Source organism: Streptomyces boncukensis (assembly GCF_011045075.1).
GTDB classification, from domain to species: domain Bacteria; phylum Actinomycetota; class Actinomycetes; order Streptomycetales; family Streptomycetaceae; genus Streptomyces; species Streptomyces boncukensis.
In genome coordinates this window covers 1-25,697 of the sequence record NZ_JAAKZZ010000041.1, presented here as the reverse complement: position 1 = coordinate 25,697, position 25,697 = coordinate 1, and the positions used below count along the sequence as shown (strand labels likewise).

Here is a 25,697-nt window from a genome sequence, read left to right as displayed (position 1 = left end):
GGGTCCAGCCGCTCCAGCGCCAGCGGCACCGACGCGGCCACCTGGTCCGGCACCCGCACCACGCAGATGTGGTGGTCCGGCACCAGCGTGATCCGGCGGCTGCCCTGGCCCTCGGAGGTGTCCAGGACCAGCGTGCCGGTCTCGGCGACGGCGACGGCGCAGCCGGTGACGACGGTGTCCACCGCGTCCAGCTCCCGGGCGCCGAGCGCGGGCGCGTCCCGCACCCAGGCGACCCCGGGCCCCGCGGCGGCCAGCCACTGCGCGGGAAGGCCCCGCGGCCGCACGGCGCGCCGGGTGCCGCGCTCGGCCAGCGACCGGGCGATCCGGTCCGGCAGCCGGGCCGCGCCGACCCGGTGGACGACGGCGCGGTAGTCGGCGAGGTTCTCCGCCAGCAGATCCACGGTCCGCGCGGGGTCCGGCGCCGCGTGCGCGCGCTGATAGTCCCGTGCGACGGGCACGTCCTCGGGCCTCTCCCCGGCCGGCACGTCGGCCAGCGCGCGGCGGATCCGGCCGAGGACCTGGTCACGGGCGGTCGTCATCCACCGCTCCCTCCTTCGGTTCGCGCTGCCGCCACCAGTCGCGGAACGACTGCGGCGGCAGCTCGGGCAGTTCGCGGCTGCGGGTCCAGGCGGCGCCGGGGCCGGGCAGCCGGCGGGGTACCAGGCGCCGGGAGCGCGCCGCGATCCGCTGCCCGGCGCGCAGCGCGCCGGGGTGGTCCAGCGCCCAGGTGGCGGCCCGGACCGCGACCCGCTCGGCGGCGTGCCCGGCGGCGGGCCGCACCCGGACGCGCTCGCCGCGCACGGTCGCGGGGCCGCCCTCGACGACCCGCTCGCGCAGGTGGACCAGCACTTCGGGGATGTCGATGGCGACCGGGCACACCTCGTAGCAGGCGCCGCACAGCGAGGACGCGTACGGCAGCGAGGCGTCCAGCTCCGTGCCCGTGCCGCGCAGCTGGGGCGTGAGGATGGCGCCGATCGGGCCGGGGTAGGCCGAGCCGTAGGCGTGCCCGCCCGCGCGCTCATAGACCGGGCAGACGTTCAGGCAGGCCGAGCAGCGGATACAGCGCAGCGCCTGCCGCCCCACCTGGTCGGCGAGGGTGTCGGTGCGGCCGTTGTCGACCAGCACCAGGTGGAAGTCGCGCGGGCCGTCGCCGTCCGTGGTGCCGGTCCAGGTCGAGGTGTACGGGTTCATCCGCTCGGCCGTGGAGGAGCGGGGCAGCAGCTGCAGGAACACCTCCAGGTCCTGCCAGGTGGGCACCACCTTCTCGATGCCGACGACGGAGATCAGCGTCTCCGGGAGGGTCAGGCACATCCGCCCGTTGCCCTCGGACTCGACGACGACCAGGGTGCCGGTCTCGGCGACCATGAAGTTCGCGCCGGAGACCGCGACCCTGGCGCCGAGGAACTTCTCCCGCAGGTGCAGCCGCGCCGCCTCGGCGAGCTCGGCGGGATCGGCCGTCAGCCCCTCCGGCGCCGGGCGGCCCCACCGGCCCATCTCGCGGGTGAAGATGTCGCGGACCTCCTCCCGGTTCCGGTGGATGGCGGGGACCAGGATATGGCTGGGCAGATCGTGCCCCAGCTGCACGATGAGCTCGGCCAGGTCGGTCTCGTACGCCGCGATCCCGGCCCGCTCCAGCGCCGCGTTCAGCTCGATCTCCTGGGTGGCCATCGACTTGACCTTGACGACCTCGGTCTCCCCGGTGGCCCGCACCAGGTCGATCACGGTGCGCTGGGCCGCCTCGGCGTCGGGCGCCCAGTGCACCGTGCCCCCGGCGGCGGTGACCCGCTCCTCCAGCTCCTCCAGATAGCGGTCCAGGTGGCGCAGGGTCCGGTTCTTGACGGCCGCGCCGGCCTCGCGCAGCGCGGCCCAGTCCGCCAGCTCCCGCACGGCCCGCGCCCGCTTGTCGCGGATGGTGCGGGTGGCATGGGTGAGGTTCCGGCGCATCGTGGCCTGCCGGGTGGACTCCTCGGCGGCGCGCGGGAAGGCGGGCATCCCCAGATAGGTGCCGCTCATCGCAGCCCTCCGTACGGACGGTCCTCGGTCGACGCGAGGATCTCGGCGAGGTGGACGGGCCGGGCTCCGTCCCCCTGGCGGCTGAGCGTGCCGCCGATGTGCATCAGGCAGGAGTTGTCGACGGTGCACACGGCGCGCGCGCCGGTCCGGCGGATGTGCCGGGCCTTGTCCTCCCCCATGGCGGCGGAGACGGCCGGGTTCTTGACGGCGAACGTCCCGCCGAAGCCGCAGCACTCCTCGGCCCGCGGCAGCGGCACCAGCTCCAGCTCCCTGACCCGCTCCAGCAGCCGCAGCGGCCGGTCCCCCAGGCCGAGCACCCGCAGCCCGTGGCAGGTGGGGTGGTAGGTGACGGTGTGCGGGAAGTACGCGCCGACATCCGTCACGCCCAGCACGTCGACCAGGAACTCGGTGAGCTCGTAGGTGCGCGGCACGACATCGGCCGCCAGCTGCGCGAGCCGGTGCCCGCGCCCCTCGGCCGCCGCCTTCTCGCCGATCCGGGGATAGTTGTCGCGCACCATCGCCGCGCAGGAGCCGGAGGGGGCCACGATGTAGTCGTAGCCCGCGAAGGCCGACGCGTAGCGGTGCACCAGGGGCTCGGTCCGGTGCCGGTAGCCGGTGTTGAACTGCGGCTGCCCGCAGCAGGTCTGCGCCTCGGGGAAGTCCACCCGCACGCCGAGCCGCTCCAGCAGGGAGACGACCGCCTGGCCGGTCCGCGGATAGAGCGTGTCGTTCACGCAGGTGACGAACAGTGCTACGCGCACAGCGCCTCCGTTGTGCGTTGTCGGCATGTGGTCTGACCACAGTAAGGTATGTGTGTACCACTCCGTCGTGCAAGCGAGAGGAACGCGAGAGCAGATGGGCAATGCGACGTCCGGCGGCGGCGAGCGCGCCGCATGGCGCCCCGTGCAGCGCACCCGCACCTTCGAGGCCGTGCTCGACCGGATCGACGAGCGGATCGCCTCCGGAGAGCTGCGGGTCGGCGACCGGCTCCCCGGCGAGCGGCAGCTGGCCGCGCTGCTCGGCGTCAGCCGCCCCTCGGTCCGGGAGGCCATGCGCGTGCTGGAGGCCCGCGGGGTGCTGACGGCGCAGACCGGCTCGGGCCCCGAGGCGGGCGCGACCCTGGTGGCCGATCCGGGGCGCGCCCTGTCGGGGCTGGTCGGCACGCATCTGGGGCTGTCCGCTTTCGCGCTGGCGGACGTCGTCGAGGCCCGGTGGGCGATCGAGCGGCTGGCGGTGGAGAACGCCGCCCGGCACGCGGCCGAGGAGGACCTCGCGCCGCTACGGGAGGCGGTCGCGCGCATGCGCGAGCCGGGATTGGAGCTGTCCGCGTTCCACGCCCTCGACACCGCGTTCCACGTCGGGCTGGCGCGGCTGTCCGGGAACCCGCTGCTGGTGGCCTTCATGACCGCGATACGCGAGTCGGTGCACCGGTACGCCGCGCGGGCCGTGGAGGAGATGGCGGACACGGCGGACGGGGTCCGCGCCCTCACCGCCGACCACGAGCGGATTCTGGCCGCGATCGAGGAGGGCGACGCGGAGTGCGCGGTTGCCGCCTTGGACACCCATCTGAAGCGGGCCTACCCGGGGGTGGACCGGGGCACGGGGAGCCCGGCGCCCGAGTGAGGGCCGGGCCCGGCGTTTCGGAGCCCTCTTCATCGGCGGCAACGGGGCTGCCCTGCCCGCACGCTGCCGCCCGCGGGTACCCGACGGCCGGTCGCGCAGTTCCCCGCGCCCCTGGCGGGGCGCGGGGCAGGCTCCGCGGGGCTCCGCAGGACAGCCGACGGGGCTAGCGCCGGCGGCCGCCGGAGGGGCGGCGGCCCCTCCCGCCGCCGCGAGGGGCCCGCGGGGCGGGGGCCGCGGCCGTGGCGGCGGCCTGCGGTGGCGGCGTGTCCTGGGGGCCGTCCCGCTCGCCGTGCTCCTCGTCGCCGTACTCCGACTCCGCCTCGCGGGCCTCTGCCTTGGCGCGTTTGGCCAGCACCCGCTTGCGCAGGGCCTTCATCTCCGACTCGCGCTCCTTGAAGTCGGCGACGAGCGGGGTCGCGATGAAGATCGACGAGTAGGCGCCGGCGGCGAGGCCGACGAACAGCGAGAGCGCGATGTCGTTCAGCATGCCGCCGCCCAGCAGGCCGCCGCCGATGAACAGCAGTCCGGCGACCGGGAGCAGCGCCACGACCGTGGTGTTGATCGAGCGGACCAGGGTGGCGTTGATGCTGCGGTTGGCGAGCTCGCTGAAGGTGTACTTGGTCTGCTTGGCGACGTTCTTGCTGCCCTCGCGCAGACCGTCGAAGACGACGACGGTGTCGTAGAGCGAGTATCCGAGGATCGTCAGCAGGCCGATGACGGTGCCCGGGGTGACCTCGAAGCCCACCAGGGAGTACACCCCGACGGTGATGGTGAGGTCGTGGATCAGGGCGATCAGCGCCGCGAGCGCCATGCGCCACTCGAAGGCGATGGCGAGATAGATCACCACCAGCACCATGAAGATGCCCAGACCCTGCCACGCCTTGTTGGCGATCTGCTTGCCCCAGCTCGGGCCGACCAACTGCGCGTCGATCTTCTCCTGCTCGACGTGCAGCTCCTGGGCGAGCTTCTCCTTGACCTCGGTGGAGGTCTTGGTGTCCACGCCCGCGATCTGGACGCGCATCCCGCCGTCGCCGAGCTGCTGGACGATGGCCTGGTGGCCCGAGATCTCCTCGGCCGTCTCCGTGGTGTGCTGGACGGAGGCCGTGGTCTTGGGGGTGGTGAAGACAGCGCCGCCCTCGAACTCGATGCCCATGTTGAGCCCGCGGACGACGAGTCCGACGAAGGCCGTGATGGTGATCAGGATCGAGACGGCGTACCAGAACTTCCGGTGGCCGACGAAGTCGTAGCCGACCTCACCGCGGTAGAGCCGGGCGCCGAGCGTGCCGAGACGGGACATCTCACGCCTCCTTCGTGTCGGTGCCGACGGCGGGCTGACTGCGGCCCCGGCGCAGCGGCGGCCGGGCGCCGAGCCGCTTGGGGTCGAGACCGGACCAGGGGTGTCCGTCGTGGAAGAACTTCTTGCGCGCCAGGAGCGTCATCACCGGTTTGGTGAAGAAGAAGACCACGACGACGTCCAGCGCGGTGGTCAGTCCCAGCGTGAACGCGAAGCCCTGCACCTTGCCCACGGTGACGACGAAGAGCACCGCGGCGGCGAGGAAGGACACGAAGTCGGAGACCAGGATGGTGCGCCGGGCACGCGGCCAGGCGCGTTCCACCGCGGGCCGCAGCGTCCGGCCCTCGCGCACTTCGTCCCTTATCCGCTCGAAGTAGACGATGAAGGAGTCCGCGGTGATGCCGATGGCGACGATGGCTCCGCAGACGGCGGGCAGATTCAGCGCGAAGCCGATGCCCGGCCCCAGCAGCGTCATGATCGTGTAGGTCAGGATGCCGGAGACGATCAGGCTGAGGATGGCGATCAGGGACAGGCCGCGGTAGTACGCCACCAGGTAGATGATCACCAGCGCGAGACCGACTCCGCCCGCGATCAGACCGGCCTTGAGCTGGTCGCTGCCGAGCGCGGCGGTGACGGTGGTGACGTCCGACTCCTCGAAGGACAGCGGCAGCGCGCCGTAGGAGAGGATGTTGGCCAGATCCTCGGCGGAGTCCTGGGTGAAGCTGCCGGAGATCTCGGCGTTGCTGCTCAGCCGCTCCCGCACGCTGGGCGCGGACTGCACCTCGCCGTCCAGCACGATCGCGAACTGGTTCTGCGGCTGCTGCTTCTTCGAGAGGTCGCCGGTGATGTTGCCGAACGCCTTGGAGCCGGTGCCGTCGAACGACATCTGCACGATCCACTGGGCGCGCTGCTGGTCGAAGACGGCCTTGGCGTCGTCGACGTTCTTGCCCTTGACGGCGACCGGGCCGAGCGCGTACTTGATCTTCTCGCTGGAGTCGCAGGCGACGACCGGCTTGTCGTCCTTGACGGCCGCGACCCGCTCGCTGGACTTGGCCTTGGCCTCCTTGGTGGTGCAGTCCAGCTCCTGCAGCTGCTTGGCGAGGGCCGCTGTGACGCCCGGCTGCTGTTGCTGCGGGGGCGCCGTGGGCTGCTCCGTGGCGTCCGGCTTCTTGCTCGGAGAACCGCTGTCGCCGGGGCTGGGCTCGTTCTTGGCCTTCAGCCCGTCGGTGACGGCGCGGCCCTGCGGGCTCTCGCTGCCGCTCGGGGTGGCACTCGGGCTCTTCCCCTGCTCATCGCCCTTGTTGTCGCCCTTGTTGTCGCCCTTGTTGTCGCCCTTCTGCTGGCCCGGGCTGGTGGACGGGGACGGCTGGGGCGGCGCGCCGACCTGCTCGTAGGTGAGCACGGGGCGGAAGCCGAGCTCGGCGGTGGTACCCACCTGCTCCCGGGCCTGCTTGGAGTTCGTGCCCTTGGGGATGTTGACGATGATGTGCTTGTCGCCCTGGGTCTGAACCTCGGCCTCCTGCACGCCCAGACCGTTGACGCGGCGCTCGATGATGCTGACCGCCGTGTTCATGTTGGTCTTGTTGATGGCGTCGGGCTGACCCGGCTGGTTCTTGGCCTCCAGCGTGATGCTCGTCCCGCCGGCGAGGTCGATGCCCAGCCGGGGGGTCTGGCGGTCAGCGAGGAAGATCCCCCCGACCAGAGCGGCCATGACCAGCGCAATCAGTGTGAGGGAGCGCCACGGCTTCCCTTGGGCGCCCGGGGACCTGCGGCCCCTCTTCGGTGCTGCCACCTTCTCGTCTCTCCCTGTCCAACCGCCCCCGCCGCCCGAAGGATTTCGGCCGGGCGACCGCGCGGCACGCAAAGTGGAATGCGGACGTGCTCCGCCGCCGGGCCCGGTCAACGGCCCGGCGGCGCCGACCTTACTTGGAGCCCTGGTCTCCGTCGCGCTCGGCGTCCTTGGAGTCGGCGTCGGCCTGCACGGTCCGGGCCTCGGAGCCTTCCTCGGCGTCCTCCTCCGCGTCGCCCTTCTTGGTCAGGTCGGGCTTGCCGTCCGCGGGAGCTTCGTCCTCGTCGGAGGTCAGCGCCGAGGCGTCGTCCGGTACGTCGACGTCGAGGGGCTCGGCCTCCTGGCCGCTGACGATGCGGTCGAACTCGTCATCGGGCAGGACCGCGCCGATGGCGTTCTTGGCGAAGAGCCCGTGCACGCCGGGCTCAAGCTCAAGCAGCACCGCGTCATCACGGATCTCCTTGACGACGGCGTACATACCCCCGATCGTCCGGACGCCGGTACCGGGCTGCATGGCGTCACGCATCTCGGAAGCCTGGCGCTGCTTCTTCTTGGCCGAGCGGGTCATCAGGAACATGGCCCCGATGAGCACGATGAACGGGAGCAGAGCAATAGGGTCCACGGCGGAAGATATTCCTTAGCACGGCCGCTGCCGCGGCCTAGGTATTCAGGGGTGGGCATGCCGTCCTGAAGGGGCGGCGTCGGCGGAGTCTAAGCGAGGGCTCGCCGATGGAACAACGTCAAGCATGGCACTCGGGTTCCTGGCTCGGCGAGTCTCCGCGCCGTCACGCGCCGAACAGTCCCGGTTGCCCCGGTCCGCCGGGCGCGGATGCCGGTGGCTGCTGGGGCGGTGCGAGGCCCATGTGCGTCCATGCGGCGGGGGTGGCGATCCGGCCACGGGGCGTGCGTGCGAGCAGCCCCTCCCGCACCAGGAAGGGCTCGGCGACCTCCTCGACCGTCTCCCGCTCCTCCCCCACCGCGACGGCGAGGGTGGACAGGCCGACGGGCCCGCCGCCGAAGAGTTTGAGCAGCGAGCCGAGAACGGCGCGATCCAGTCGGTCCAGGCCGCGCTGATCCACCTCGTAGACCTCCAGGGCGCGGGCCGCGATCTCGCGGTTGATCACACCGTCCGCCTTGACCTGGGCATAGTCCCGCACCCGGCGCAGCAGCCGGTTGGCGATCCGCGGGGTGCCGCGGGAGCGCCCGGCGATCTCCACGGCGCCCTCGGGATCCGTGCGCACGTCGAGCAGCCCGGCCGAGCGGTGGACGACCAGCTCCAGCTCGGCCGGTTCGTAGAACTCCATGTGCGCGGTGAAACCGAAGCGGTCGCGCAGCGGGGGCGGCAGCAGCCCGGCCCGGGTGGTGGCGCCGACCAGGGTGAACGGCGGCAGTTCGAGCGGGATGGCGGTGGCCCCCGGGCCCTTGCCGACCACGACGTCGACCCGGAAGTCCTCCATCGCCATGTAGAGCATCTCCTCGGCGGGGCGGGACATCCGGTGGATCTCGTCGAGGAAGAGCACCTCGCCCTCCTGGAGCGAGGAGAGGATCGCGGCGAGATCGCCGGCGTGCTGGATGGCGGGACCGCTGGTGATGCGGATCGGGGCGCCCATCTCGGCAGCGATGATCATGGAGAGGGTGGTCTTGCCGAGGCCGGGGGCGCCGGACAGCAGCACATGGTCGGCGGTGCCGCCGCGGGCGCGGGCCGCGCGCAGCACCAGGTCCAGCTGCTCGCGGACCCGGGACTGGCCGATGAACTCCCCGAGCTCCTTGGGCCGCAGCGCGGCCTCGACGGCCTGGTCCTCGCTGTCGGCGTCGGACCCGACGAGCCGTTCGCCCGGCGGGGTCTCCCCTGGGGTCATGAGCGGTGCCTCCGGATCGTGCCCGCGCGCGGCGGGGCGGCAACAGCCTGTGGAACGGCGGAAACCATACGGCTCACCCCGCCCGGTTCAGCGTCCGCAGGGCCGCCTTCAGCAGCACGCCGACCTGGGGCGAGGCGGACTCCTCCGCCTGCGGCGCCACCGCCTCGACCGCGTCGTCCGCCTCGCGGGCCGCATATCCCAGGCCGACGAGGGCGCTGTGCAGCTGCTCGCGCCAGCCGGGGGCCCCGGAGGCGCCGCCCGCGGGCCGGGTGCCGCCGGTGCCCAGCGGCTCGCCGAGGCGGTCCTTCAGCTCCAGCAGCAGCTTCTGGGCGCCCTTCTTGCCGATGCCGGGCACGGCGGTGAGGGCCTTCTCGTCCGCGGTGGAGACGGCGCGCCGCAGGGCCTCCGGGCTGTGCACGGCGAGCATCGCCTGTGCGAGCCGCGGCCCGACACCGCTGGCGGTCTGCAGCAGTTCGAAGACCTGCCGCTCGTCGTCGTCCGCGAAGCCGTAGAGCGTGAGCGAGTCCTCCCGGACGACCAGCGAGGTGGCCAGCTTGGCCTGCTGACCGACGCGCAGCTGGGCGAGGGTGCCGGGGGTGCACTGGACGGCCATGCCGACCCCGCCCACCTCGACGACGGCGGTGTCCGGGGCGAGGGCCGCGACGGGGCCCGAGACGAAGGCGATCATCGGCGCATACCTTTCAGCCGCTGGGCGGCCGGGGCCTGTTGGGCTCGCTGGGTCTGGTGGGCCTGCTGGAGGCGGTGGTGGGCGGGAGCCCGCCAGATATGGCAGATGGCCAGCGCGAGGGCGTCGGCGGCGTCGGCGGGCTTCGGCGGCGCTTCCAGCCGGAGCAGCCGGGTGACCATGGCGCCGACCTGAGCCTTCTCCGCGCGCCCCGAGCCGGTGACGGCTGCCTTGACCTCGCTGGGGGTGTGCAGCGCCACCGGCAGCCCGCGGCGCGCCGCGCAGAGCATCGCGACGGCGCTGGCCTGCGCCGTGCCCATGACCGTGCGCACGTTGTGCTGGCTGAAGACGCGCTCCACGGCGACGGCCTCGGGCCGGTGGGCCTCCAGCCACTCCTCCAGACCGCGCTCGATCTGCACCAGCCGCTCGGGGGTGTCCGTCTCGGTGCGGGTGCGCACCACACCGACCGCCACCATGGTGAGCGGACGGCCCGCGGTCCCCTCCACCACGCCGATGCCGCAGCGGGTCAGCCCGGGATCGACTCCCAGCACGCGCACCGCGGTCCTCCCTCCCCTGCCGCTGTCCTCTGTTCCCGCAGGTTATCGGGTGGCACTGACAGTGCGGCGGTCCGGCGGAGCGTGTCCGGTCCGGGCCGGGCCGCTCGCCGGCACGGGCGGCATCGCGCTGTCTCAGGCGTCGACCTTCGCCATCACATCGTCGGGGACGTCGAAGTTGGCCCAGACGTTCTGCACGTCGTCGCTGTCCTCCAGCGCGTCGATCAGCCGGAAGATCTTGCGCGCCCCGTCCTCGTCCAGCGGCACCTGCACGCTGGGCAGGAAGCTGGTCTCGGCCGAGTCGTAGTCGATGCCCGCGTCGACCAGCGCGGTGCGGACCGCGACCAGGTCGGTGGCCTCGCTGACGACCTCGAAGGACTCGCCCAGGTCGTTGACCTCCTCGGCGCCGGCGTCCAGCACCGCGCCCAGCACGTCGTCCTCGCTCAGGCCGTTCCCCGGGACGATCACCACGCCCTTGCGGTTGAAGAGGTAGGACACCGAGCCCGGGTCGGCCATCGAGCCGCCGTTGCGGGTCATGCCGACGCGCACGTCGGAGGCCGCGCGGTTGCGGTTGTCGGTGAGGCACTCGACGAGCACGGCCACGCCGTTCGGGCCGTAGCCCTCGTACATGATCGTCTCGTACTCGGCGCCGCCCGCCTCCAGGCCCGCACCGCGCTTCACCGCGCTGTCGATGTTCTTGTTGGGGACCGACTGCTTCTTCGCCTTCTGGATGGCGTCGTAGAGGGTCGGGTTTCCCTCCGGGTCGGCCCCGCCCATCCGGGCCGCGACCTCGATGTTCTTGATCAGCTTCGCGAAGAGCTTGCCGCGCTTGGCATCGATCACGGCCTTCTTGTGCTTGGTGGTAGCCCACTTAGAGTGGCCGGACACAGCCTCGCTCCTTCAAAGTCACCAACGTCGGTCAACGCGGAGATCCTACCGCCAGCGACTCAGCGTGCTGACCGCACCATCTCCGTGAACATCCCGTGCACCCGGTGGTCGCCCGTGAGCTCCGGGTGAAAGGACGTCGCCAGCAGGTTCCCCTGCCGCACGGCCACCGCGTAACCGCCGTACGTGGCCAGCGTCTCCGTACCGGCCCCGGTGGACTCCACCCAGGGCGCGCGGATGAACACGCCCTCGACGGGCCCGCCGTCCACACCCTCCAGGACGAGGGACGCCTCGAAGGACTCGTTCTGCCGTCCGAACGCGTTCCGGCGCACGATCATGTCGATGCCGCCGATGGTCTCCTGGCCGGAGCGCGGGTCCAGGATCTTGTCGGCGAGCATGATCATGCCGGCGCACGAGCCGTAGGCGGGCATCCCCGCGGCCACCCGCCGGCGGAGCGGGGCCATCAGGCCGAAGGCCACCGCGAGCTTGGAGATCGTCGTGCTCTCGCCGCCCGGGATGACGAGTCCGTCGACCGCGTCGAGCTCGTCGGCGCGGCGCACGGCGCTGGGCTCCGCGCCGGTCGCCTCAAGGGCTGCGAGGTGTTCACGGACGTCGCCCTGGAGGGCCAGTACGCCGATGGCGGGCTTCGTCGGGTGGGGCACGGTGTGCGGTCCTTCCCGGATGCCGGGCCGCCGGGCCCGGTGAGCGGTTGCGGTGAGTCGTCGGGTGGCCGCCCCCGCGCCCCCCGAGGGCACGGGGGCGGCCGGATCTGCTGTCCCCGGCGGGGCCGGAGGCCCTTACCAGCCGCGGGTCGCGTAGCGCTGGGTCTCGGGCAGGTCGTCGCAGTTGATGCCGACCATGGCCTCGCCCAGGCCGCGGGAGGCGTCCGCGACGATCTTCGGGTCGTCGAAGAACGTGGTGGCCTTGACGATGGCGGCCGCGCGCTTGGCCGGGTCGCCGGACTTGAAGATGCCGGAGCCGACGAAGACGCCCTCGGCGCCGAGCTGGCGCATCAGCGCCGCGTCGGCCGGGGTGGCGACGCCGCCCGCCGAGAACAGCACGACCGGCAGCTTGCCCGCCTCGGCGACCTCCTTGACCAGCTCGTACGGTGCGCGCAGCTCCTTGGCGGCGGCGTAGAGCTCGTTGTGGTCCAGCACGGTCAGCTTGCCGATCTCGTTCTTGATCTGACGCATATGGCGGACGGCCTCGACGACGTTGCCGGTGCCGGCCTCGCCCTTGGAGCGGATCATCGCGGCGCCCTCGGCGATCCGGCGCAGCGCCTCGCCCAGGTTGGTGGCGCCGCAGACGAACGGGGTGGTGAAGGCGAACTTGTCGCTGTGGTTGACCTCGTCGGCCGGGGTGAGGACCTCGGACTCGTCGATGTAGTCCACACCGAGGGCCTGGAGGATCTGCGCCTCGACGACGTGGCCGATCCGCGACTTGGCCATGACCGGGATGGAGACGGCGTCGATGATGCCCTCGATCATGTCCGGGTCGGACATCCGGGCCACGCCGCCGTCCTTGCGGATGTCGGCGGGCACCCGCTCCAGGGCCATGACCGCGACGGCGCCCGCGTCCTCGGCGGTCTTCGCCTGCTCCGGCGTGACGACATCCATGATCACGCCGCCCTTGAGCTGCTCGGCCATGCCGCGCTTGACGCGCGCTGTGCCGGTCGCGGGGGCCGAGCCGGAAGCGGTGCTGGCGGCGGTGCCTGTGGCGGTGGACGAAGATGACACGGTTTGACCTCGCTCGACAGGGTAAGTGCGACTATGACCATCGTAGGCCCGTTCGGTTACCGTCCCCGATCCACCCCCTCCGGGAAAAGGGCCAATTCAGGTGCTGTGGCCTGCACCGCCGGGCCACTGCCGCATCCGTGGCCCCGGACATCCCGGAGGGGCGGCCCGTCGCCGGGGCCGCGGGCGGGACCGCAGACGGAGCCGCGGGCGGGACAGCGAACGGAACAGCTGGCGGGGCCGCGGGGCCGGTCACGCCTCCCGGTCCGCGAGCGCGGGCGGCGGCTCGTCGTCCATCTCGAAGGCGAGCGGGAACGGCGCATGGCCCGCCAGCCGGAACCAGCGCACCGTGCGGTGCCTGCGCAGGGCCCGCGCGGCGCGCACCGCGTCGTTGTGGAAGCGGCGCGCCATGGGGACCCGCCGCACCGCCGCGCCCAGCTCGTCGGCCGTCTCCTCGCCGCCCGGGGCCGCCCGCACCTCCTCGACCTGGGCGCGCTCGGCGAAGACCGCGCGCAGCGCCTGGCTCAGCTCGCTCTCCGCGACCTCCCGCTGGTCCTCCTCCGCGAGCCGCGCGTCGTGCGCCGCCTGGTAGAGCACGATCGACGCCGCCGGGTCCAGCAGCCCGGCCGTGGCCAGCTCCTGGGCGATGGAAGCGCGGCGCAGCAGCTGGGCGTCGAGCGCCGCCCTGGCCGCGTCGATCCGGGCGTGCAGCCGGTCGAGCCGCCCCGCCGTCCAGCTCAGATAGACGCCGACCAGCAGCAGCGCGACGGCGATCCAGATCAGTGTGGTGACGGTGGGCATGGTGGGTACCGGATCCTCGGTCCTCAGTCGCGGGCCAGGCCGAGCCGGGCGCGCAGCCCGGTGCGCTCGTCGGGCGCCACGGACGCGGCGCCGTCGGTCACGGTCTCGTAGACGGCCAGGACGTCCGCGCCGACGGTGGACCAGTCGAAGCGGCGTACGTGCCGGGTGCCGCGCGCCCGCAGTTCGGCACGGCGCTCGGGGTCGGACAGCAGACGGACGGCGGCTGCGGCGAGCGCGTCGGCCTGCTCACCCGCGAACAGCTCGCCGGCCGCGCCGCCGTCCAGCACCTGCTCGAACGCGTCCAGGTCGGAGGCGAGCACCGGCGCTCCGGCCGACATCGCCTCGACCAGGATGATGCCGAAGCTCTCGCCGCCCGTGTTGGGCGCGACATACAGGTCGACGCTGCGCAGCAGCCGCGCCTTGTCCTCGTCGCCGACCATGCCGAGGAACTCGACGCTCTCCCGCATCTCCTGAGGCAGCGCGGCGACGGCCTCCGCCTCGTCACCGCGCCCGGCGACCAGCAGCCGGGTGCCGGGCGCCTTCTCCAGGATCGCGGGGAGCGCCTGCATGAGCACCGGCAGCCCCTTGCGCGGCTCGTCGATGCGGCCGATGAAGCCGATGGTGCGGCCTTCCGGCCCGCCCTGCCACTCCGGGCGCGGGGCGGCGCGGGAGAAGAAGCCCACGTCGACGCCGTTCGGGATGACCACCGCGTCCCCGCCCAGGTGCTCCACCAGGGTGCGGCGCGCGTACTCGCTGACCGCGATCCGGGCGCTGATCTTCTCCAGCGCGGGCTGCAGGATCGGATAGGCGGCGACCATCGCCCGGGAGCGCGGGTTGGAGGTGTGGAAGGTGGCGACGATCGGCCCCTGGGCCGCCCAGCAGGCGAGCAGCGCCAGCGAGGGGGTGGCCGGCTCGTGGATGTGCAGGACGTCGAAGGCGCCCTCGTGCACCCAGCGGCGCACCCGCGCGGCCGACAGGAAGCCGAAGTTCAGCCGGGCCACGGAGCCGTTGTAGGGCACCGGCACGGCGCGGCCCGCGGAGACGACGTACGGCGGCAGCGGGGTGTCGTCGTCCGACGGGGCGAGGACCGACACCTCGTGACCCAGCCCGGTCAGGTGCTCTGCCAGATCCCGGACGTGGAACTGGACGCCGCCCGGCACGTCCCAGGAGTACGGGCAGACGATGCCGATCCTCATCTCCTCATCCCGATCCTTTCCGCGGCTCCAGGTCGCAGAGCCAGAACCGCTGCAGCATGTGCCAGTCCCACGGGTGCCCGGCCACGGCGGCGGCGAAGACGTCGGCCAGCTCCTGCGTCATGGTCCTGGTCCGCTCCCGCCGGTTCCCCTCCTCGGGCACCGCGATCGGCGGGTGCACCCGCGCCGTCATGACGGGGTTCGAGTCGTACCACAGGGTGACCGGCAGCAGCAGGGCGCCGGTCTGCTGGGCCAGCGCCGCGGGCCCCCCGGGCATCCGCGCGGTCTCGCCGAAGAACGTCACGTCGATCCCCGTCGACGACAGGTCGCGGTCGGCCACCAGGCAGACCAGGCCGCCGGCGCGCAGCCGCCGGGCCAGGGTCCCGAAGGCGGTGCCCCCGGTGTGCGGCAGCACCTCCATGCCCAGGGTCTCGCGGTAGGCGACGAAGCGGTCGTAGAGCGCCTCCGGCTTCAGCCGCTCCACGACGGTCGTGAAGGGCGTCTTCAGCTCGGTGGTCACCCAGGCCCCGGCGAGGTCCCAGTTGCCCATGTGCGGCAGCGCCAGCACGACGCCCCGGCCCGAGTCCAGCCCATCGGTCAGGTGGTGCACATCCTGGACGTCGATGGCGTCCATCAGCTGCCGGGGGGTGTAGGAGGGCAGCCGGAAGGACTCCAGCCAGTAGCGCGTGTACGAGCGCATGCCGGCCCGCGAGAGGCGCCGCAGCCGGGCCTCGGAGGCGCCCGGCACCACGCGCGCCAGATTGGCCTCCAGACGCCGCACACCCGCGCCTCGGCGCCGCCACGCGGCGTCTGCGGCGCTCCGCCCCAGCGCCGTGACGGCGGGCTGGGGGAGCCGCTTCACGCCGGCCCAGCCCGCCTGGTACAGCCCGGCCGTCAGCCGGTCCCCGGCGGCGCTCACGCGGTCCTGCCCTCGGCCGCGGCCCCCGACTCGCTCCCGGCGCCGCCGTCGCCGGCACTGTCGGCACCGCCGTCGCCACCGGCGCCGCCGTCCTGGTTCCCGGGCCCCGGCTCGGCGTCGGCCTCGGCGGCCTCGCGGCGCACGGTCACCACCCGCTGCCCCAGCGTCACCGCGCTGCCCGCTGCGACCACCCACAGGGCCAGCGGCAGCAGCACCCCGATGTGCGGCACGCCGAAGGTCCTCTCGAACCCGGCGAAGCCCGCGAGCACCAGCGTGATCACCAGCCGCTCGGCCCGCTCCACCAGCCCGTTCACCTTGACGGGCAGTCCGATGCTCTCGCCGCGCGCCTTGGTGTACGAGACGACCTGGCCGCTGGCCAGGCAGAACAGGGTGACCGCGCACAGCACGGGGTCGTCGCCCCGCCCCGCGTACCACATCGCGATCCCGCCGAACACGGCCGCGTCGGCCACCCGGTCGAGGGTGGAGTCCAGGAAGGCGCCCCAGCGGCTGGAGCGGCCCAACTGGCGCGCCATGGTGCCGTCGACGAGGTCCGAGAAGACGAACAGGGTGATGACCACCGTGCCCCAGAAGAACTCGCCCCGGGGGTAGAAGACCAGCGCTCCGGCCACCACGCCGCCGGTGCCGACGAGGGTGACCGCGTCAGGACTCACCCCCCGCCGGAGCAAGAACGCGGCGAACGGGGTGAGGACACGCGTGAAGAAAGCACGCGCGTACTTGTTCAGCATGGCGGTCCCGGAAAGTCGTGTACGAGCCGGATGGCGATGCGGCCACCGGCTGGCCCATCGTAGTCACGCCGTACCCCGGGGGCGCGCACGGATCGCTGTGCCGCTGCGTGATGTATGGACGCTTCCGGTCCGCGGTGGAAAGCTCGAATGAACCGCGGTTTTCGCGACCCTTCGTCCCATACAGCGTGGTCCAGCAGGTGTCAACCGGAAGGCGGACTCATGGGCGACAAGGCGAACACACACCCCGGAGCCGCCGGCAGGGCAACGGCGGCCGACCACCCCACATCGGTACGGAATGTGGTGCTGGTCGGCCACAGCGGAGCGGGAAAGACCACCCTCGTCGAGTCGCTCGCCCTCGCGTCGGGCGCCGTGAGCCGGGCCGGCCGGGTGCAGGACGGCGGATCGCTCTCCGACTACGACGAGATCGAGCACCGGCAACAGCGTTCCGTACAGCTCTCCCTCGTGCCCGTCGAGTGGAACGGCATCAAGATCAATATTCTGGACACCCCCGGATACGCCGACTTCGTCGGCGAGTTGCGGGCCGGGCTGCGGGCGGCGGACGCCGCCCTTTTCGTCGTCTCGGCCGCTGACGGGGTGGACGGCGCGACGCGCCTGGTGTGGGACGAGTGCGCGGCGGTGGGCATGCCGCGGGCGCTGGTGGTCACCCATCTCGACGCGGCGCGCTCCGACTTCGACGAGATGACGGCGCTGTGCCAGCGCGTCTTCGGGGACGACGACCCGGACGCGGTCATCCCGCTCTACCTCCCGCTGCACGGCGAGCCGGGCCCGGACGGGCACGCGCCGGTCACCGGGCTGATCGGGCTGCTCTCCCAGCGGCTGTTCGACTACTCCACCGGGCAGCGCACCGAGCGCGAGCCGGGCCCCGAGCACCGGGAGCTCATCGAGGAGGCCCGGAGCCGGCTGATCGAGGGGATCATCGCGCAGAGCGAGGACGAGTCCCTGATGGACCGCTACCTCGGCGGCGAGGAGTGCGACGTCAAGACGCTCATCACGGACCTGGAGAAGGCGGTGGCGCACGGGGTCTTCCACCCCGTGCTGGCGGCGGCGCCGCCCGCCGACGGCGCGAAGCGCGGCCTGGGCACCGTCGAGCTGCTGGAGCTGATCACCGGCGGCTTCCCCACGCCCCAGGAGCGCGACGTCCCGCCGGTCACCACGCCGCAGGGGAAGCCGTGCGCCACGCTGTCCTGCGACCCGGCGGGCCTGCTGGCCGCCGAGGTGGTCAAGACGTCCTCCGACCCGTACGTGGGCCGCCTCTCCCTGGTCCGGGTCTTCTCGGGCACCCTGCGCCCGGACGACACGGTGCATGTCTCCGGGCACGGGCTGGAGAGCCGCGGGCACGAGGATCACGATGTGGACGAGCGGGTGGGGGCGCTGTCGGCGCCGTTCGGCAAGCAGCAGCGCGCGCTGGACCGCGCCATCGCGGGCGACCTGGCGTGTGTGGCGAAGCTCAGCCGCGCGGAGACCGGCGACACGCTCTCGGCGAAGGAGGACCCGCTGCTCATGGAGCCGTGGGTGATGCCGGACCCGCTGCTGCCCGTCGCCATCCAGGCGCACAGCAAGGCGGACGAGGACAAGCTCTCGCAGGGCCTGGCCCGGCTGGTCGCCGAGGACCCGACGATGCGGCTGGAGCAGAACCAGGACACCCGCCAGCTGGTGCTGTGGTGCCTGGGCGAGGCCCATATGGACGTCGCCCTGGAGCGGCTGCGCACCCGCTACGGCGTGCGGGTGGACACGGTGCCGCACAAGGTGTCGCTGCGCGAGACCTTCGCCTCCCCGGCATCCGGGCGGGGGCGGCATGTGAAGCAGTCCGGCGGCCACGGGCAGTACGCGATCTGCGAGATCACCGTGGAGCCGCTGCCGGAGGGCTCCGGGATCGAGTTCGTCGACAAGGTGGTCGGCGGCGCGGTGCCCCGCCAGTTCATCCCGTCCGTCGAGAAGGGCGTACGCGCCCAGGCGGCCAAGGGCGTCGCCGCCGGGTACCCGCTGGTGGACGTCCGCGTGACGCTGCACGACGGCAAGGCACACTCCGTGGACTCCTCCGACGCCGCGTTCCAGACCGCGGGGTCCCTGGCGCTGCGGGAGTGCGCGGCGCAGGCGCAGCTCCACCTGCTGGAGCCGGTGGCCGAGCTGGAGGTGGTGGTGGCCGACGACTACGTCGGGGCCGTGATGAGCGATCTGTCGGGGCGCCGCGGGCGGGTGCTGGGCACCGAGCAGTCGGCGCGCGGCGGCACCCTGGTGCGGGCGCACATCCCGGAGATCGAGATCAGCCGGTACGCCGTGGACCTGCGGTCGATGTCGCACGGCACGGGCCGGTTCTCCCGGTCGTACGCGCGGCACGAGCCGATGCCCCAGCAGCAGGCCGCCAGGATCCTCGAAGAGGCGAAGAACGCCTGAGCCGGGCGGGGGGCGGCTGCCTGCGGCCAGTACGCTGGGGCAAGATGTGTGCCGACCACGGCAGTTGGGAAGCCGCTGGGTGGTCGGCAGCACATCCGTGCATGCGTCAGCACAGCCTGAAGTGGGGGCCCAGTGGCCGGACTCGATGATCTCAGCGAGCTCCTCAGCGGAGGCGCGGAAGGCGCCGAGGCGGCGTCCGACTTCAGCCCCGGCGCGCAGGTCCCGCTCTCCGGCGCCAGCGGGCAGACGGCGGCCACCCAGGCCCTGGCCTCCGCCGCCTACCGGGACGGCTCCCTGGACGCGCTGCTGGAGGCCAACTCCGAGGCGGACGTGAAGAAGCCCAAGCTGTCCCTGTTCGAGCCGAACCTGGGCGAGGCGTTCTCCCGCGCCGTCCAGGTGCGGCTGCTGGGCGGCGGCCGGGCGCCGCTCATCCAGTCCTTCGGCATCGAGCCGCAGACGGTGGTCGAGCACTGTCTGGCGGCCACCCGGGTGCGCAAGCAGCGCGACGCGCGGCTGACCGGCGTGATGGTCGTCTTCGGGCTGCTGTTCCTGCCGGGCGTGCTGCTGTGGCTGGGCGCCTTCCAGCTGCGCCGTACGATCGCGGGCTCGCTGGACAAGCGGGCCGGGGCGATCGGCACGGTGCTGCTGGTGGTCCTCGCGGGGCTCGCGGTGCTGTTCATGATCAAGGCACCGGTCAGCGGCTTCCTGGCCATCTATCTGCGCGCGATGCTGATCGCCCCGGTGATCGGCTGGCTGTGGGCCAAGCGGATCTGCGAGCGGTACGCGCAGGACCTGCGCGGGCGCTGGTCGGGTCTGCTGGGCGGCACCGGGGTGGGCGCCAAGATCCCCGAGGCGGTGCCGCAGGACCCGGGCGACGCGGGCGCCGAGCGGATCCGGCTCGGCCTGGCCAAGCTGGCGGCCGAGCAGGCCAGCAACCTCGTCTTCTACGCGGGCCCCAAGGGGATACTGGGCATGGGCACCCGCTGGGGCAGCTGGCAGCTCGCCGAGGAGCTGGTCCCGGCGAACCCGGATGAGGAGATCAACCCGTTCCGCAGCTGGGACGTCGTCCGCGCCATCCACGACCAGCTGCGGATGCTGGAGCGCGGCCCGCTGCACACCGGCGGCTTCCCCCGGCCGTCCATACGGCACTGGATCGTCTCCCCCGTCGGCGAGAAGGCCAAGGCGGTCAAGCGCCCGGACGGCGAGGAGGTCGAGGGCTACCGGATGAAGCAGTTCGAGGTGGAGCGGATCTGCAACGAGCAGCAGTTCGGCAGCGGCAACCGGCACTACCTCGGCACCCAGTTCGTCCTCTGGGACGGCCAGCTGGTCATCACGCTGCTGATCACCGTGACCGTGCTGCACCACACCCTGCGTATCGAGGTCACCGGGCACGCGCTCGGCCCCATCCACCCGCTGTTCACCAGCGGCCCCTCGCCGAAGACCAAGCAGGTCTCCAAGAGCGTGAAGTTCTGGGAGACGAAGACGGTCAACCTCCCGCTTGTGGAGGCCCGGGAAGTCGTGCGGCTGGCCGCACGCGCCCCCTTCACCTGGTTCCCGCCGGTGCTGGACTTCCTCGGCGGCAAGCTCGCGCTGCCCGAGCCGTTCGGGCTGCGGCACGCGTGGGCGGACAAGCCGTGGCGGCACCGGTTCATGGCGGACGACGCGCTGCGCACCGCGACGCCCGTGCTGCGCGTCGTGCACGCGGCGGCGCTCCGGGTGCTGGAGGAGAACGGCTGCGACGTGGACCAGTTCGGCAAGCGCTCCCTCGCGCTCAGCGGCCAGGTCCAGGCGGCGGCCCCCACGCAGGCGGACGTCTACAACGCGTAGCGCGGACGCACCCCGCGTCGCCTCACCCCCGTCGCCTCACCACGCCTCGGCGAGCATCGCCCGGGTGTCGGCGAGGAGCTGGGGCAGCACCTTGGTGTGGCCGATGACGGGCATGAAGTTGGTGTCGCCGCCCCAGCGCGGCACGACGTGCTGATGCAGATGAGCGGCGATACCGGCCCCCGCGACGGCGCCCTGGTTCATGCCGATGTTGAAGCCGTGCGCCCCGGAGACCTTGCGCAGCACGGTCATGGCCCGCTTGGTGAACGCGGCCAGCTCCGCCGTCTCCTCGTCGGTCAGCTCGGTGTAGTCGGCGACGTGCCGGAAGGGCACCGTCATCAGATGGCCGCCGTTGTACGGATACAGGTTGAGGACGGCGTAGACCCGGCGGCCGCGCGCGAGCACCAGCCCGTCCTCGTCGGACTTGGCCGGGATGGAGCAGAACGGGCAGCCTTCGTCGGAGCCGGGCCCGGTCGGCTTGTTCTCGCCCTGGATGTACGCCATGCGGTGCGGGGTCCACAGGCGCTGGAACGCGTCGGGCGTCCCCACTCCGATCTGCTGCTCCGGCTCGCTCGTCATGCGCCCCAGCATATGGGCCGCGCGGCGCCGGACACGACGAGGGGCGGCCGGGGACACGCCCCCGGCCGCCCCCGCGCGGCAGGCCCTGTCGCCTCCGGTCACACCTGGATACGGCGCTCCACGGCGTCGGCGATCTCGCGGATGGCGTCCTCCCGCGGGATCCCGTTCTTCTGCGAGCCGTCCCGGTAGCGGAAGGAGACCGCGCCGCTCGCGATGTCCTCGTCACCGGCGATGACCATGAACGGCACCTTGCTCTTCTGGGCGTTGCGGATCTTCTTCTGCATCCGGTCGGAGGAGGAGTCGACCTCCATCCGCAGCCCCGCCGCCTTCGCGGCGCCCGCGAACTCCTCCAGATACGGAACGTGGTCGTCGCCGATCGGGATGCCGACCGCCTGCACCGGCGCCAGCCACGCCGGGAAGGCACCGGCGTAGTGCTCCAGCAGCACCGCGAAGAACCGCTCGATCGAGCCGAAGAGGGCCCGGTGGATCAGCACGGGCCGCTGCCGCGAGCCGTCGGCCGCGGTGTACTCCATGTCGAACAGCTCGGGCATGTTGAAGTCGAGCTGGATGGTCGACATCTGCCAGGTGCGGCCGATCGCGTCGCGCGCCTGCACGGAGATCTTCGGCCCGTAGAAGGCGGCGCCGCCCGGGTCGGGCGTCAGCGGCAGCCCCTGCTTCTCGGCCGCCTGCCGCAGCACCTCGGTGGACTCTTCCCAGACCTCGTCCGAGCCGACGAACTTCTCCGGGTCCTTGGTGGACAGCTCCAGGTAGAAGTCCTCCAGGCCGTAGTCGCGCAGCAGGTTCAGCACGAAGGTGAGCAGCGAGTCCAGCTCGTGCGGCATCTGCTCCTTGGTGCAGTAGATGTGCGAGTCGTCCTGGGTGAAGCCGCGGGCCCGGGTGAGGCCGTGCACCACGCCGGACTTCTCGTAGCGGTAGACCGTGCCGAACTCGAACAGCCGCAGCGGCAGTTCGCGGTACGAGCGGCCCCGCGCCCCGTAGATCAGGTGGTGCATGGGGCAGTTCATGGGCTTGAGGTAGTAGTCCACGCCCTCGTCGAGCTGCATGGGCGGGTACATCCCGTCGGCGTACCAGTCCAGGTGGCCGGACTTCTCGAACAGCTTCGCCTTGGTGGCGTGCGGGGTGTAGACGAACTCGTAGTCCGCCTCCTCGTGCCGCTTGCGCGAGTAGTCCTCCATGACCCGGCGGACGATGCCGCCCTTGGGGTGGAAGACCGCCAGCCCTGAGCCGATCTCCTCCGGGATGGAGAAGAGGTCCAGCTCGGTGCCGAGCTTGCGGTGGTCGCGCTTCTCGGCCTCGGCGAGGAAGTCCAGATGCGCCTTCAGCTCCTCCTTGGAGGGCCAGGCGGTGCCGTAGATCCGCTGGAGCTGCGGGTTCTTCTCGCTGCCCCGCCAGTACGCCGCCGCCGAGCGCATCAGCTTGAAGACCGGGATCGCCCGGGTGCTCGGCAGGTGCGGGCCCCGGCACAGGTCCTTCCAGCACAGCTCGCCGGTCTTCGGGTCGAGGTTGTCGTAGATGGTCAGCTCGCCGCCGCCGACCTCGGCCGAGGCGCCGTCCGCGGCGTCCTCCGCGCTGCCCTTGAGGCCGATCAGCTCCAGCTTGTACGGCTCGCCGGCCAGCTCCTCTCGCGCGTCCCCCTCGGTGGTGACCCGGCGGGAGAAGCGCTGCCCCTGCTTCTGGATCTGCTGCATCTTCTTCTCGATGCGCTTGAGGTCCTCGGGGGTGAAGGGCTCGGCGACGTCGAAGTCGTAGTAGAAGCCGTCCTTGATGGGCGGGCCGATGCCGAGCTTGGCCTCCGGGTACAGCTCCTGCACGGCCTGCGCCATGACGTGCGCGGCGGAGTGCCGCAGGATGTCCAGGCCGTCGTCGCTGCGGATGTCGACGGGCTCCACCACCTCGCCGTCGGCCGGCTCGTACGCGAGGTCCCTGAGCTCTCCGCCGACCCGCGCTGCGACGACGGAGCGCTCGCCTTCGAAGAGAGCGGCGGCCGTCGTGCCCGTCGTCACCACGCGCTCTTCCCGCTCGGAATCGCGTTGGATGATCACACGGACATCTGACACCGGTCTCTCCTGACTCTCGGGTGGGGTACGCGGCCGCTGACCGCGCGCCTCGCATCGTACCGAGCCGGAGGGCCGGACCGCGAAACGGTTACGGTCCGCCTCGCGACCCTCCCGGAGACCGTCAGCGCCGCAGGTCGCGGCCGAAGCCGTCGAGCCCGGCGTACAGGGACTTCAGCAGCCGCTCCCGGACGTCCTCCGGCACCGGCACCGGTGCGACGCCGTGCGCTCCGGAGAGCCGCCGGAAGCCCCCCTTGCTCTCCAGCGTCCCGGCGAGCCGCAGCGGCACCCCGGCGAGGTGCGCGTGGACGGCCGTCCGGTACTCCGGCTCGTCGAGCCGCGCCCGCAGTTGCGCCACCTCGGCCCCCGCCAGGACCCGCAGCCGCACGGAGCCGGGACCGCCGGGCCCGGCGCGGCGCAGCCGCAGCACGGTGCCGGTCACCTGGACGGGGACGGAGGGCTCCCGGCGTACGTAGTGGCGCCCGGCCTGCTCCAGCGCGGGCAGGTCGCCGGGGGTGAAGACGACGGGCGCGGGCGGGTCGGGGCAGCCGCGGGGCGCGCCCGCCGCGCGCGACCAGCGCACCCAGACCCGTACGCCCTCGGTTCCGCGCACGAGCTGGTGCACCGCGTCGGTCAGCTCCTGACACACACCGCGCTCCACAGCGGCGTCGAACGCCTCCAGGCAGCCGGTTGCCCGGTAGCGCCGCGCGGCCTCCGCCGCGGCGCCCAGGGCCGTGCTGAGGGTGGCGGCCAGCCGCCGTCCGCCGTCGTCCCCGGCGGGGACCCGCGCGGTCAGCCGCCGCCCGCCCGGCTCGCCGTCCGGCTCCTCCTCCCACTCCGCCCGTCCGACGGTCTCCTCCGCGTGCCGCTCGAACCGCGCGCCGTGGAACCCGGCGCGCTGGCGCGCGGCCAGCGCCCCCGCACGCAGCATGGCCCGCGCCGCGCCGTCCAGCTTCTGCCGGGCGCGCCAGGACGCGGTGCGGTTGCTCAGGGGCAGTTCGCGGCCCCAGTGGATCTCGTCGCCGCCGCCTCGCATCACGACTCCGTGTCCGCGCCGTCCTCCTGCCAGCTCTCCTCACCGTGTGAACAGGGCGGCAAACTGCCGTGGTTGACCGTGCACGGAGTGCGGTATCACCCGCTGAGGACGACAGGTCACGCGCTGCCTTCTGGAGCGGGGAGCAGGCCGATGACGCTCTGGTACGAATCGCCGCTCGCGGCGTTCGCCCTCCGGTCCCGGCGGTCCGGTCCGCCCGGGTCCCGTGGCGACGCGGCGCTGGACCGGATCGCCGCTGCCGCCCTGGTGACGCAGCAGGCCCCGGGGGCGCCTCCCACGGCGCGGCGCTGGGTGGTGCCCGCGGGACACCGCCGGGCGGCGGCCCTGGATGTCCAGGCCCGCGCGCTGGCGGCCCAGGAGTCGGCGGGCACGCCGCTGGTGGTGCCGAACGCGCCGTACGATCTGACGCTGCTGGACCGCGAGTTGGACCGGGAGCACGGTGCCCGGCTCGCGGACTACCTCGGGGGCGCCTCGCTGTGCGTGCTGGATCCCGTGGTGCTGGACCGGCGGCTGGACCGGGCCCGCCACTGCCGGACGCTCCCCGAGCTGTGCCGGCGCTACGGCGTGCCGCCCCCCGAGGACGGCGGCGGGGAGGTGACGGCGGCGTGCGCCGCGCTGGCGGTCGTACGCGCGCTGGGCCGCCACCACGCGCCGCGGCTCTCCGCCGTCTCGCCCGCGGAGCTGCACACGCTGCAGGCGGTCTGGTACGCGGCCCAAGCCCGGGGCCTCGCCGCCTGGTTCGCCCGCGAGGGCTCCGAGCGCCCCGTCGACCCGGCCTGGCCCCTGCGGCCCCGGCCGCCAGGGCCGCAGGGCCCGGCGGATATGGCCGGGTAGCGGCCGCCGCTCGCGGCGCGGCGCGGTTCGCGGGTGCCGACGCGGGCCGGGCGCGCGGTGCCCCGCGCACACGGCGGAGGCGGAGCGCCCTCACGCTGTCCGTGAACGCACTCCGCCTCCGGTGCTGTGGGCGATACTGGGTTCGAACCAGTGACCTCTTCGGTGTGAACGAAGCGCTCTCCCACTGAGCTAATCGCCCCCTGCGGCGCTCGGCGCCGCGGCACGTGCAGAACCATACAGGGCGGCTCAGCGTTCATCCAAACCGTTTCCCAGGTACCGTCGCAGACCGCGCAGACCGCCGCGCATCATCAGCCTGTGGTTGGCGCGGAAGAACGGGCGTCCGGGCACCGCCAGCAGCCGCATCAGCGGCCTGCGCACCTCGACGCCCTGTTCGTACAGCGCGACGGTGCCGGGCCCGTGCGCGCGTACCGTCCAGCGCGCCCAGCCCTCCAGGTCGCCGCTCATCCGGATCTCCAGCACCCGGGCCGCCGGGTCCCGGCGCACCGCCCGTGCGCTGACGGCCAGTTCGTAGGGGAGGGCCGAGCGGAACCGGGCGAGGCCGGAGGTGTCGTCGAGGCGGGTGACCGTGCGCACCTGCGGCCACCACCGGGGGTACTCCTCGGCGCGTTCCAGCACGGCGTAGACCCGCGCCGGGGGCGCCGACAGCGCCCACTCCGTGCGGAAGCGGTAGTCGCACCAGCCCATGGCGCCCCCTTCCGACGGGTCCACAGCCCCATGGAATCAGCGAACCACGGAAGAAGCATCAAAAAGGCCCGGAATCGCTTGATTCCGGGCCCTGCGCGCCTCGGGGGCGGGTGCGGG

The 25,697-nt window shown here is 72.8% G+C and carries 24 protein-coding genes and 1 tRNA gene; 4 read left to right on the top strand and 21 right to left on the bottom strand.

Annotation, left to right across the window (positions count from 1 at the left end; all coding sequences use genetic code 11):
* The 3 genes from G5C65_RS06745 to G5C65_RS06735 all read right to left on the bottom strand — a co-directional run.
* Positions 1-539 (bottom strand): LutC/YkgG family protein (locus G5C65_RS06745; RefSeq protein WP_165297714.1); only part of this gene is annotated, 539 nt, incomplete at its 3' end.
* Positions 523-2,013, bottom strand: a complete 1,491-nt coding sequence (locus G5C65_RS06740; RefSeq protein WP_165297713.1) for a lactate utilization protein B — start codon at positions 2,011-2,013, stop codon at positions 523-525. The genes G5C65_RS06740 and G5C65_RS06745, both read right to left, overlap by 17 nt.
* Positions 2,010-2,774 carry a heterodisulfide reductase-related iron-sulfur binding cluster gene (locus G5C65_RS06735; RefSeq protein ID WP_165297712.1) on the bottom strand — a complete coding sequence of 255 codons (765 nt, stop codon included), beginning with the start codon at positions 2,772-2,774 and terminating at the stop codon, positions 2,010-2,012. The genes G5C65_RS06740 and G5C65_RS06735 overlap by 4 nt, the downstream gene beginning before the upstream one ends.
* A gap of 94 nt (positions 2,775-2,868) precedes the next feature.
* Here G5C65_RS06735 and G5C65_RS06730 point away from each other — a divergent pair, with 94 nt between their 5' ends.
* A complete protein-coding gene (locus G5C65_RS06730; RefSeq protein ID WP_165297711.1) occupies positions 2,869-3,636 on the top strand; it encodes a FadR/GntR family transcriptional regulator in 768 nt (255 codons plus the stop codon).
* A 163-nt stretch (positions 3,637-3,799) separates the two neighbouring features.
* Here the strand turns inward: G5C65_RS06730 and secF are convergent, their stop codons facing one another.
* From secF to pgsA, 13 genes are all read right to left on the bottom strand, one after another.
* Complete coding sequence (gene secF, locus G5C65_RS06725; protein WP_165297710.1) at positions 3,800-4,933, bottom strand: protein translocase subunit SecF; 1,134 nt, start codon at positions 4,931-4,933, stop codon at positions 3,800-3,802.
* A gap of 1 nt (position 4,934) precedes the next feature.
* A complete protein-coding gene (secD, locus tag G5C65_RS06720; protein WP_165297709.1) occupies positions 4,935-6,722 on the bottom strand; it encodes a protein translocase subunit SecD in 1,788 nt (595 codons plus the stop codon).
* Between the two features lie 130 nt (positions 6,723-6,852).
* Positions 6,853-7,341 carry a preprotein translocase subunit YajC gene (gene yajC / locus G5C65_RS06715; protein ID WP_165297708.1) on the bottom strand — a complete coding sequence of 163 codons (489 nt, stop codon included), beginning with the start codon at positions 7,339-7,341 and terminating at the stop codon, positions 6,853-6,855.
* A 163-nt stretch (positions 7,342-7,504) separates the two neighbouring features.
* Positions 7,505-8,578: a Holliday junction branch migration DNA helicase RuvB gene (ruvB, locus tag G5C65_RS06710; RefSeq protein WP_165297707.1), complete on the bottom strand. Its 1,074-nt coding sequence runs from the start codon at positions 8,576-8,578 to the stop codon at positions 7,505-7,507.
* Positions 8,579-8,651: 73 nt separating this feature from the next.
* Positions 8,652-9,266, bottom strand: a complete 615-nt coding sequence (gene ruvA / locus G5C65_RS06705) for a Holliday junction branch migration protein RuvA (protein ID WP_165297706.1) — start codon at positions 9,264-9,266, stop codon at positions 8,652-8,654.
* The gene (gene ruvC, locus G5C65_RS06700) at positions 9,263-9,820 is read right to left on the bottom strand and encodes a crossover junction endodeoxyribonuclease RuvC (protein WP_165297705.1); all 558 of its coding nucleotides are present in this window, start codon (positions 9,818-9,820) and stop codon (positions 9,263-9,265) included. The genes ruvA and ruvC overlap by 4 nt, the downstream gene beginning before the upstream one ends.
* Positions 9,821-9,952: 132 nt before the next feature.
* The gene (locus G5C65_RS06695; protein WP_165297704.1) at positions 9,953-10,705 is read right to left on the bottom strand and encodes a YebC/PmpR family DNA-binding transcriptional regulator; all 753 of its coding nucleotides are present in this window, start codon (positions 10,703-10,705) and stop codon (positions 9,953-9,955) included.
* A 59-nt stretch (positions 10,706-10,764) separates the two neighbouring features.
* The gene (gene pdxT / locus G5C65_RS06690) at positions 10,765-11,364 is read right to left on the bottom strand and encodes a pyridoxal 5'-phosphate synthase glutaminase subunit PdxT (RefSeq protein WP_165297703.1); all 600 of its coding nucleotides are present in this window, start codon (positions 11,362-11,364) and stop codon (positions 10,765-10,767) included.
* 135 nt (positions 11,365-11,499) lie between these two features.
* Positions 11,500-12,438 carry a pyridoxal 5'-phosphate synthase lyase subunit PdxS gene (gene pdxS, locus G5C65_RS06685; RefSeq protein ID WP_165297702.1) on the bottom strand — a complete coding sequence of 313 codons (939 nt, stop codon included), beginning with the start codon at positions 12,436-12,438 and terminating at the stop codon, positions 11,500-11,502.
* A gap of 249 nt (positions 12,439-12,687) precedes the next feature.
* Positions 12,688-13,236, bottom strand: coding sequence for a LemA family protein (locus tag G5C65_RS06680; RefSeq protein WP_165297701.1), 549 nt, complete (start codon positions 13,234-13,236; stop codon positions 12,688-12,690).
* A gap of 23 nt (positions 13,237-13,259) precedes the next feature.
* A complete protein-coding gene (locus tag G5C65_RS06675; RefSeq protein ID WP_165297700.1) occupies positions 13,260-14,432 on the bottom strand; it encodes a glycosyltransferase family 4 protein in 1,173 nt (390 codons plus the stop codon).
* Positions 14,433-14,436: 4 nt separating this feature from the next.
* Positions 14,437-15,348 carry a phosphatidylinositol mannoside acyltransferase gene (locus G5C65_RS06670; protein ID WP_165297699.1) on the bottom strand — a complete coding sequence of 304 codons (912 nt, stop codon included), beginning with the start codon at positions 15,346-15,348 and terminating at the stop codon, positions 14,437-14,439.
* Entirely contained in the window at positions 15,345-16,094 is a 750-nt protein-coding gene (gene pgsA / locus G5C65_RS06665) for a phosphatidylinositol phosphate synthase (protein ID WP_165297698.1), read from the bottom strand. Before pgsA ends, G5C65_RS06670 begins: the two co-directional genes overlap by 4 nt.
* A gap of 219 nt (positions 16,095-16,313) precedes the next feature.
* Between pgsA and G5C65_RS06660 the strand changes: the two genes are divergently transcribed.
* The gene (locus tag G5C65_RS06660) at positions 16,314-18,509 is read left to right on the top strand and encodes an elongation factor G-like protein EF-G2 (RefSeq protein ID WP_165297697.1); all 2,196 of its coding nucleotides are present in this window, start codon (positions 16,314-16,316) and stop codon (positions 18,507-18,509) included.
* 132 nt (positions 18,510-18,641) lie between these two features.
* Entirely contained in the window at positions 18,642-20,336 is a 1,695-nt protein-coding gene (locus G5C65_RS06655) for a hypothetical protein (RefSeq protein ID WP_165297696.1), read from the top strand.
* Positions 20,337-20,372: 36 nt separating this feature from the next.
* On the opposite strand, the gene G5C65_RS06650 is transcribed toward G5C65_RS06655, so the two are convergent.
* The 3 genes from G5C65_RS06650 to G5C65_RS06640 all read right to left on the bottom strand — a co-directional run bounded on the left by G5C65_RS06650 (position 20,373) and on the right by G5C65_RS06640 (position 24,023).
* Positions 20,373-20,924, bottom strand: coding sequence for an HIT family protein (locus tag G5C65_RS06650; protein ID WP_165297695.1), 552 nt, complete (start codon positions 20,922-20,924; stop codon positions 20,373-20,375).
* An 86-nt stretch (positions 20,925-21,010) separates the two neighbouring features.
* Complete coding sequence (gene thrS, locus G5C65_RS06645) at positions 21,011-22,990, bottom strand: threonine--tRNA ligase (protein WP_165297694.1); 1,980 nt, start codon at positions 22,988-22,990, stop codon at positions 21,011-21,013.
* 121 nt (positions 22,991-23,111) lie between these two features.
* Entirely contained in the window at positions 23,112-24,023 is a 912-nt protein-coding gene (locus G5C65_RS06640; protein ID WP_165297693.1) for a hypothetical protein, read from the bottom strand.
* A gap of 150 nt (positions 24,024-24,173) precedes the next feature.
* Here G5C65_RS06640 and G5C65_RS06635 point away from each other — a divergent pair, with 150 nt between their 5' ends.
* Positions 24,174-24,875: a 3'-5' exonuclease family protein gene (locus tag G5C65_RS06635; RefSeq protein ID WP_165297692.1), complete on the top strand. Its 702-nt coding sequence runs from the start codon at positions 24,174-24,176 to the stop codon at positions 24,873-24,875.
* A 127-nt stretch (positions 24,876-25,002) separates the two neighbouring features.
* On the opposite strand, the gene G5C65_RS06630 is transcribed toward G5C65_RS06635, so the two are convergent.
* Together G5C65_RS06630 and G5C65_RS06625 are read right to left on the bottom strand one after the other, a co-directional pair.
* Positions 25,003-25,074: transfer RNA gene (locus G5C65_RS06630), tRNA-Val, on the bottom strand.
* Positions 25,075-25,121: 47 nt separating this feature from the next.
* Complete coding sequence (locus G5C65_RS06625; RefSeq protein WP_165297715.1) at positions 25,122-25,580, bottom strand: SRPBCC family protein; 459 nt, start codon at positions 25,578-25,580, stop codon at positions 25,122-25,124.
* Between the last annotated feature and the right edge of the window lie 117 nt (positions 25,581-25,697).

Coding starts and splice junctions, on each gene's coding strand:
- G5C65_RS06650 (WP_165297695.1), bottom strand. CDS start 20,924: ATGCTGGGGCGCATGACGAGCGAGCCGGAGCAGCAGATCGGAGTGGGG.
- G5C65_RS06680 (WP_165297701.1), bottom strand. CDS start 13,236: ATGCCCACCGTCACCACACTGATCTGGATCGCCGTCGCGCTGCTGCTG.
- G5C65_RS06635 (WP_165297692.1), top strand. CDS start 24,174: ATGACGCTCTGGTACGAATCGCCGCTCGCGGCGTTCGCCCTCCGGTCC.
- secF (WP_165297710.1), bottom strand. CDS start 4,933: ATGTCCCGTCTCGGCACGCTCGGCGCCCGGCTCTACCGCGGTGAGGTC.
- ruvB (WP_165297707.1), bottom strand. CDS start 8,578: ATGACCCCAGGGGAGACCCCGCCGGGCGAACGGCTCGTCGGGTCCGAC.
- pgsA (WP_165297698.1), bottom strand. CDS start 16,094: ATGCTGAACAAGTACGCGCGTGCTTTCTTCACGCGTGTCCTCACCCCG.
- G5C65_RS06675 (WP_165297700.1), bottom strand. CDS start 14,432: ATGAGGATCGGCATCGTCTGCCCGTACTCCTGGGACGTGCCGGGCGGC.
- G5C65_RS06660 (WP_165297697.1), top strand. CDS start 16,314: ATGGGCGACAAGGCGAACACACACCCCGGAGCCGCCGGCAGGGCAACG.
- G5C65_RS06730 (WP_165297711.1), top strand. CDS start 2,869: ATGGGCAATGCGACGTCCGGCGGCGGCGAGCGCGCCGCATGGCGCCCC.
- G5C65_RS06740 (WP_165297713.1), bottom strand. CDS start 2,013: ATGAGCGGCACCTATCTGGGGATGCCCGCCTTCCCGCGCGCCGCCGAG.
- ruvA (WP_165297706.1), bottom strand. CDS start 9,266: ATGATCGCCTTCGTCTCGGGCCCCGTCGCGGCCCTCGCCCCGGACACC.
- G5C65_RS06640 (WP_165297693.1), bottom strand. CDS start 24,023: ATGCGAGGCGGCGGCGACGAGATCCACTGGGGCCGCGAACTGCCCCTG.
- G5C65_RS06625 (WP_165297715.1), bottom strand. CDS start 25,580: ATGGGCTGGTGCGACTACCGCTTCCGCACGGAGTGGGCGCTGTCGGCG.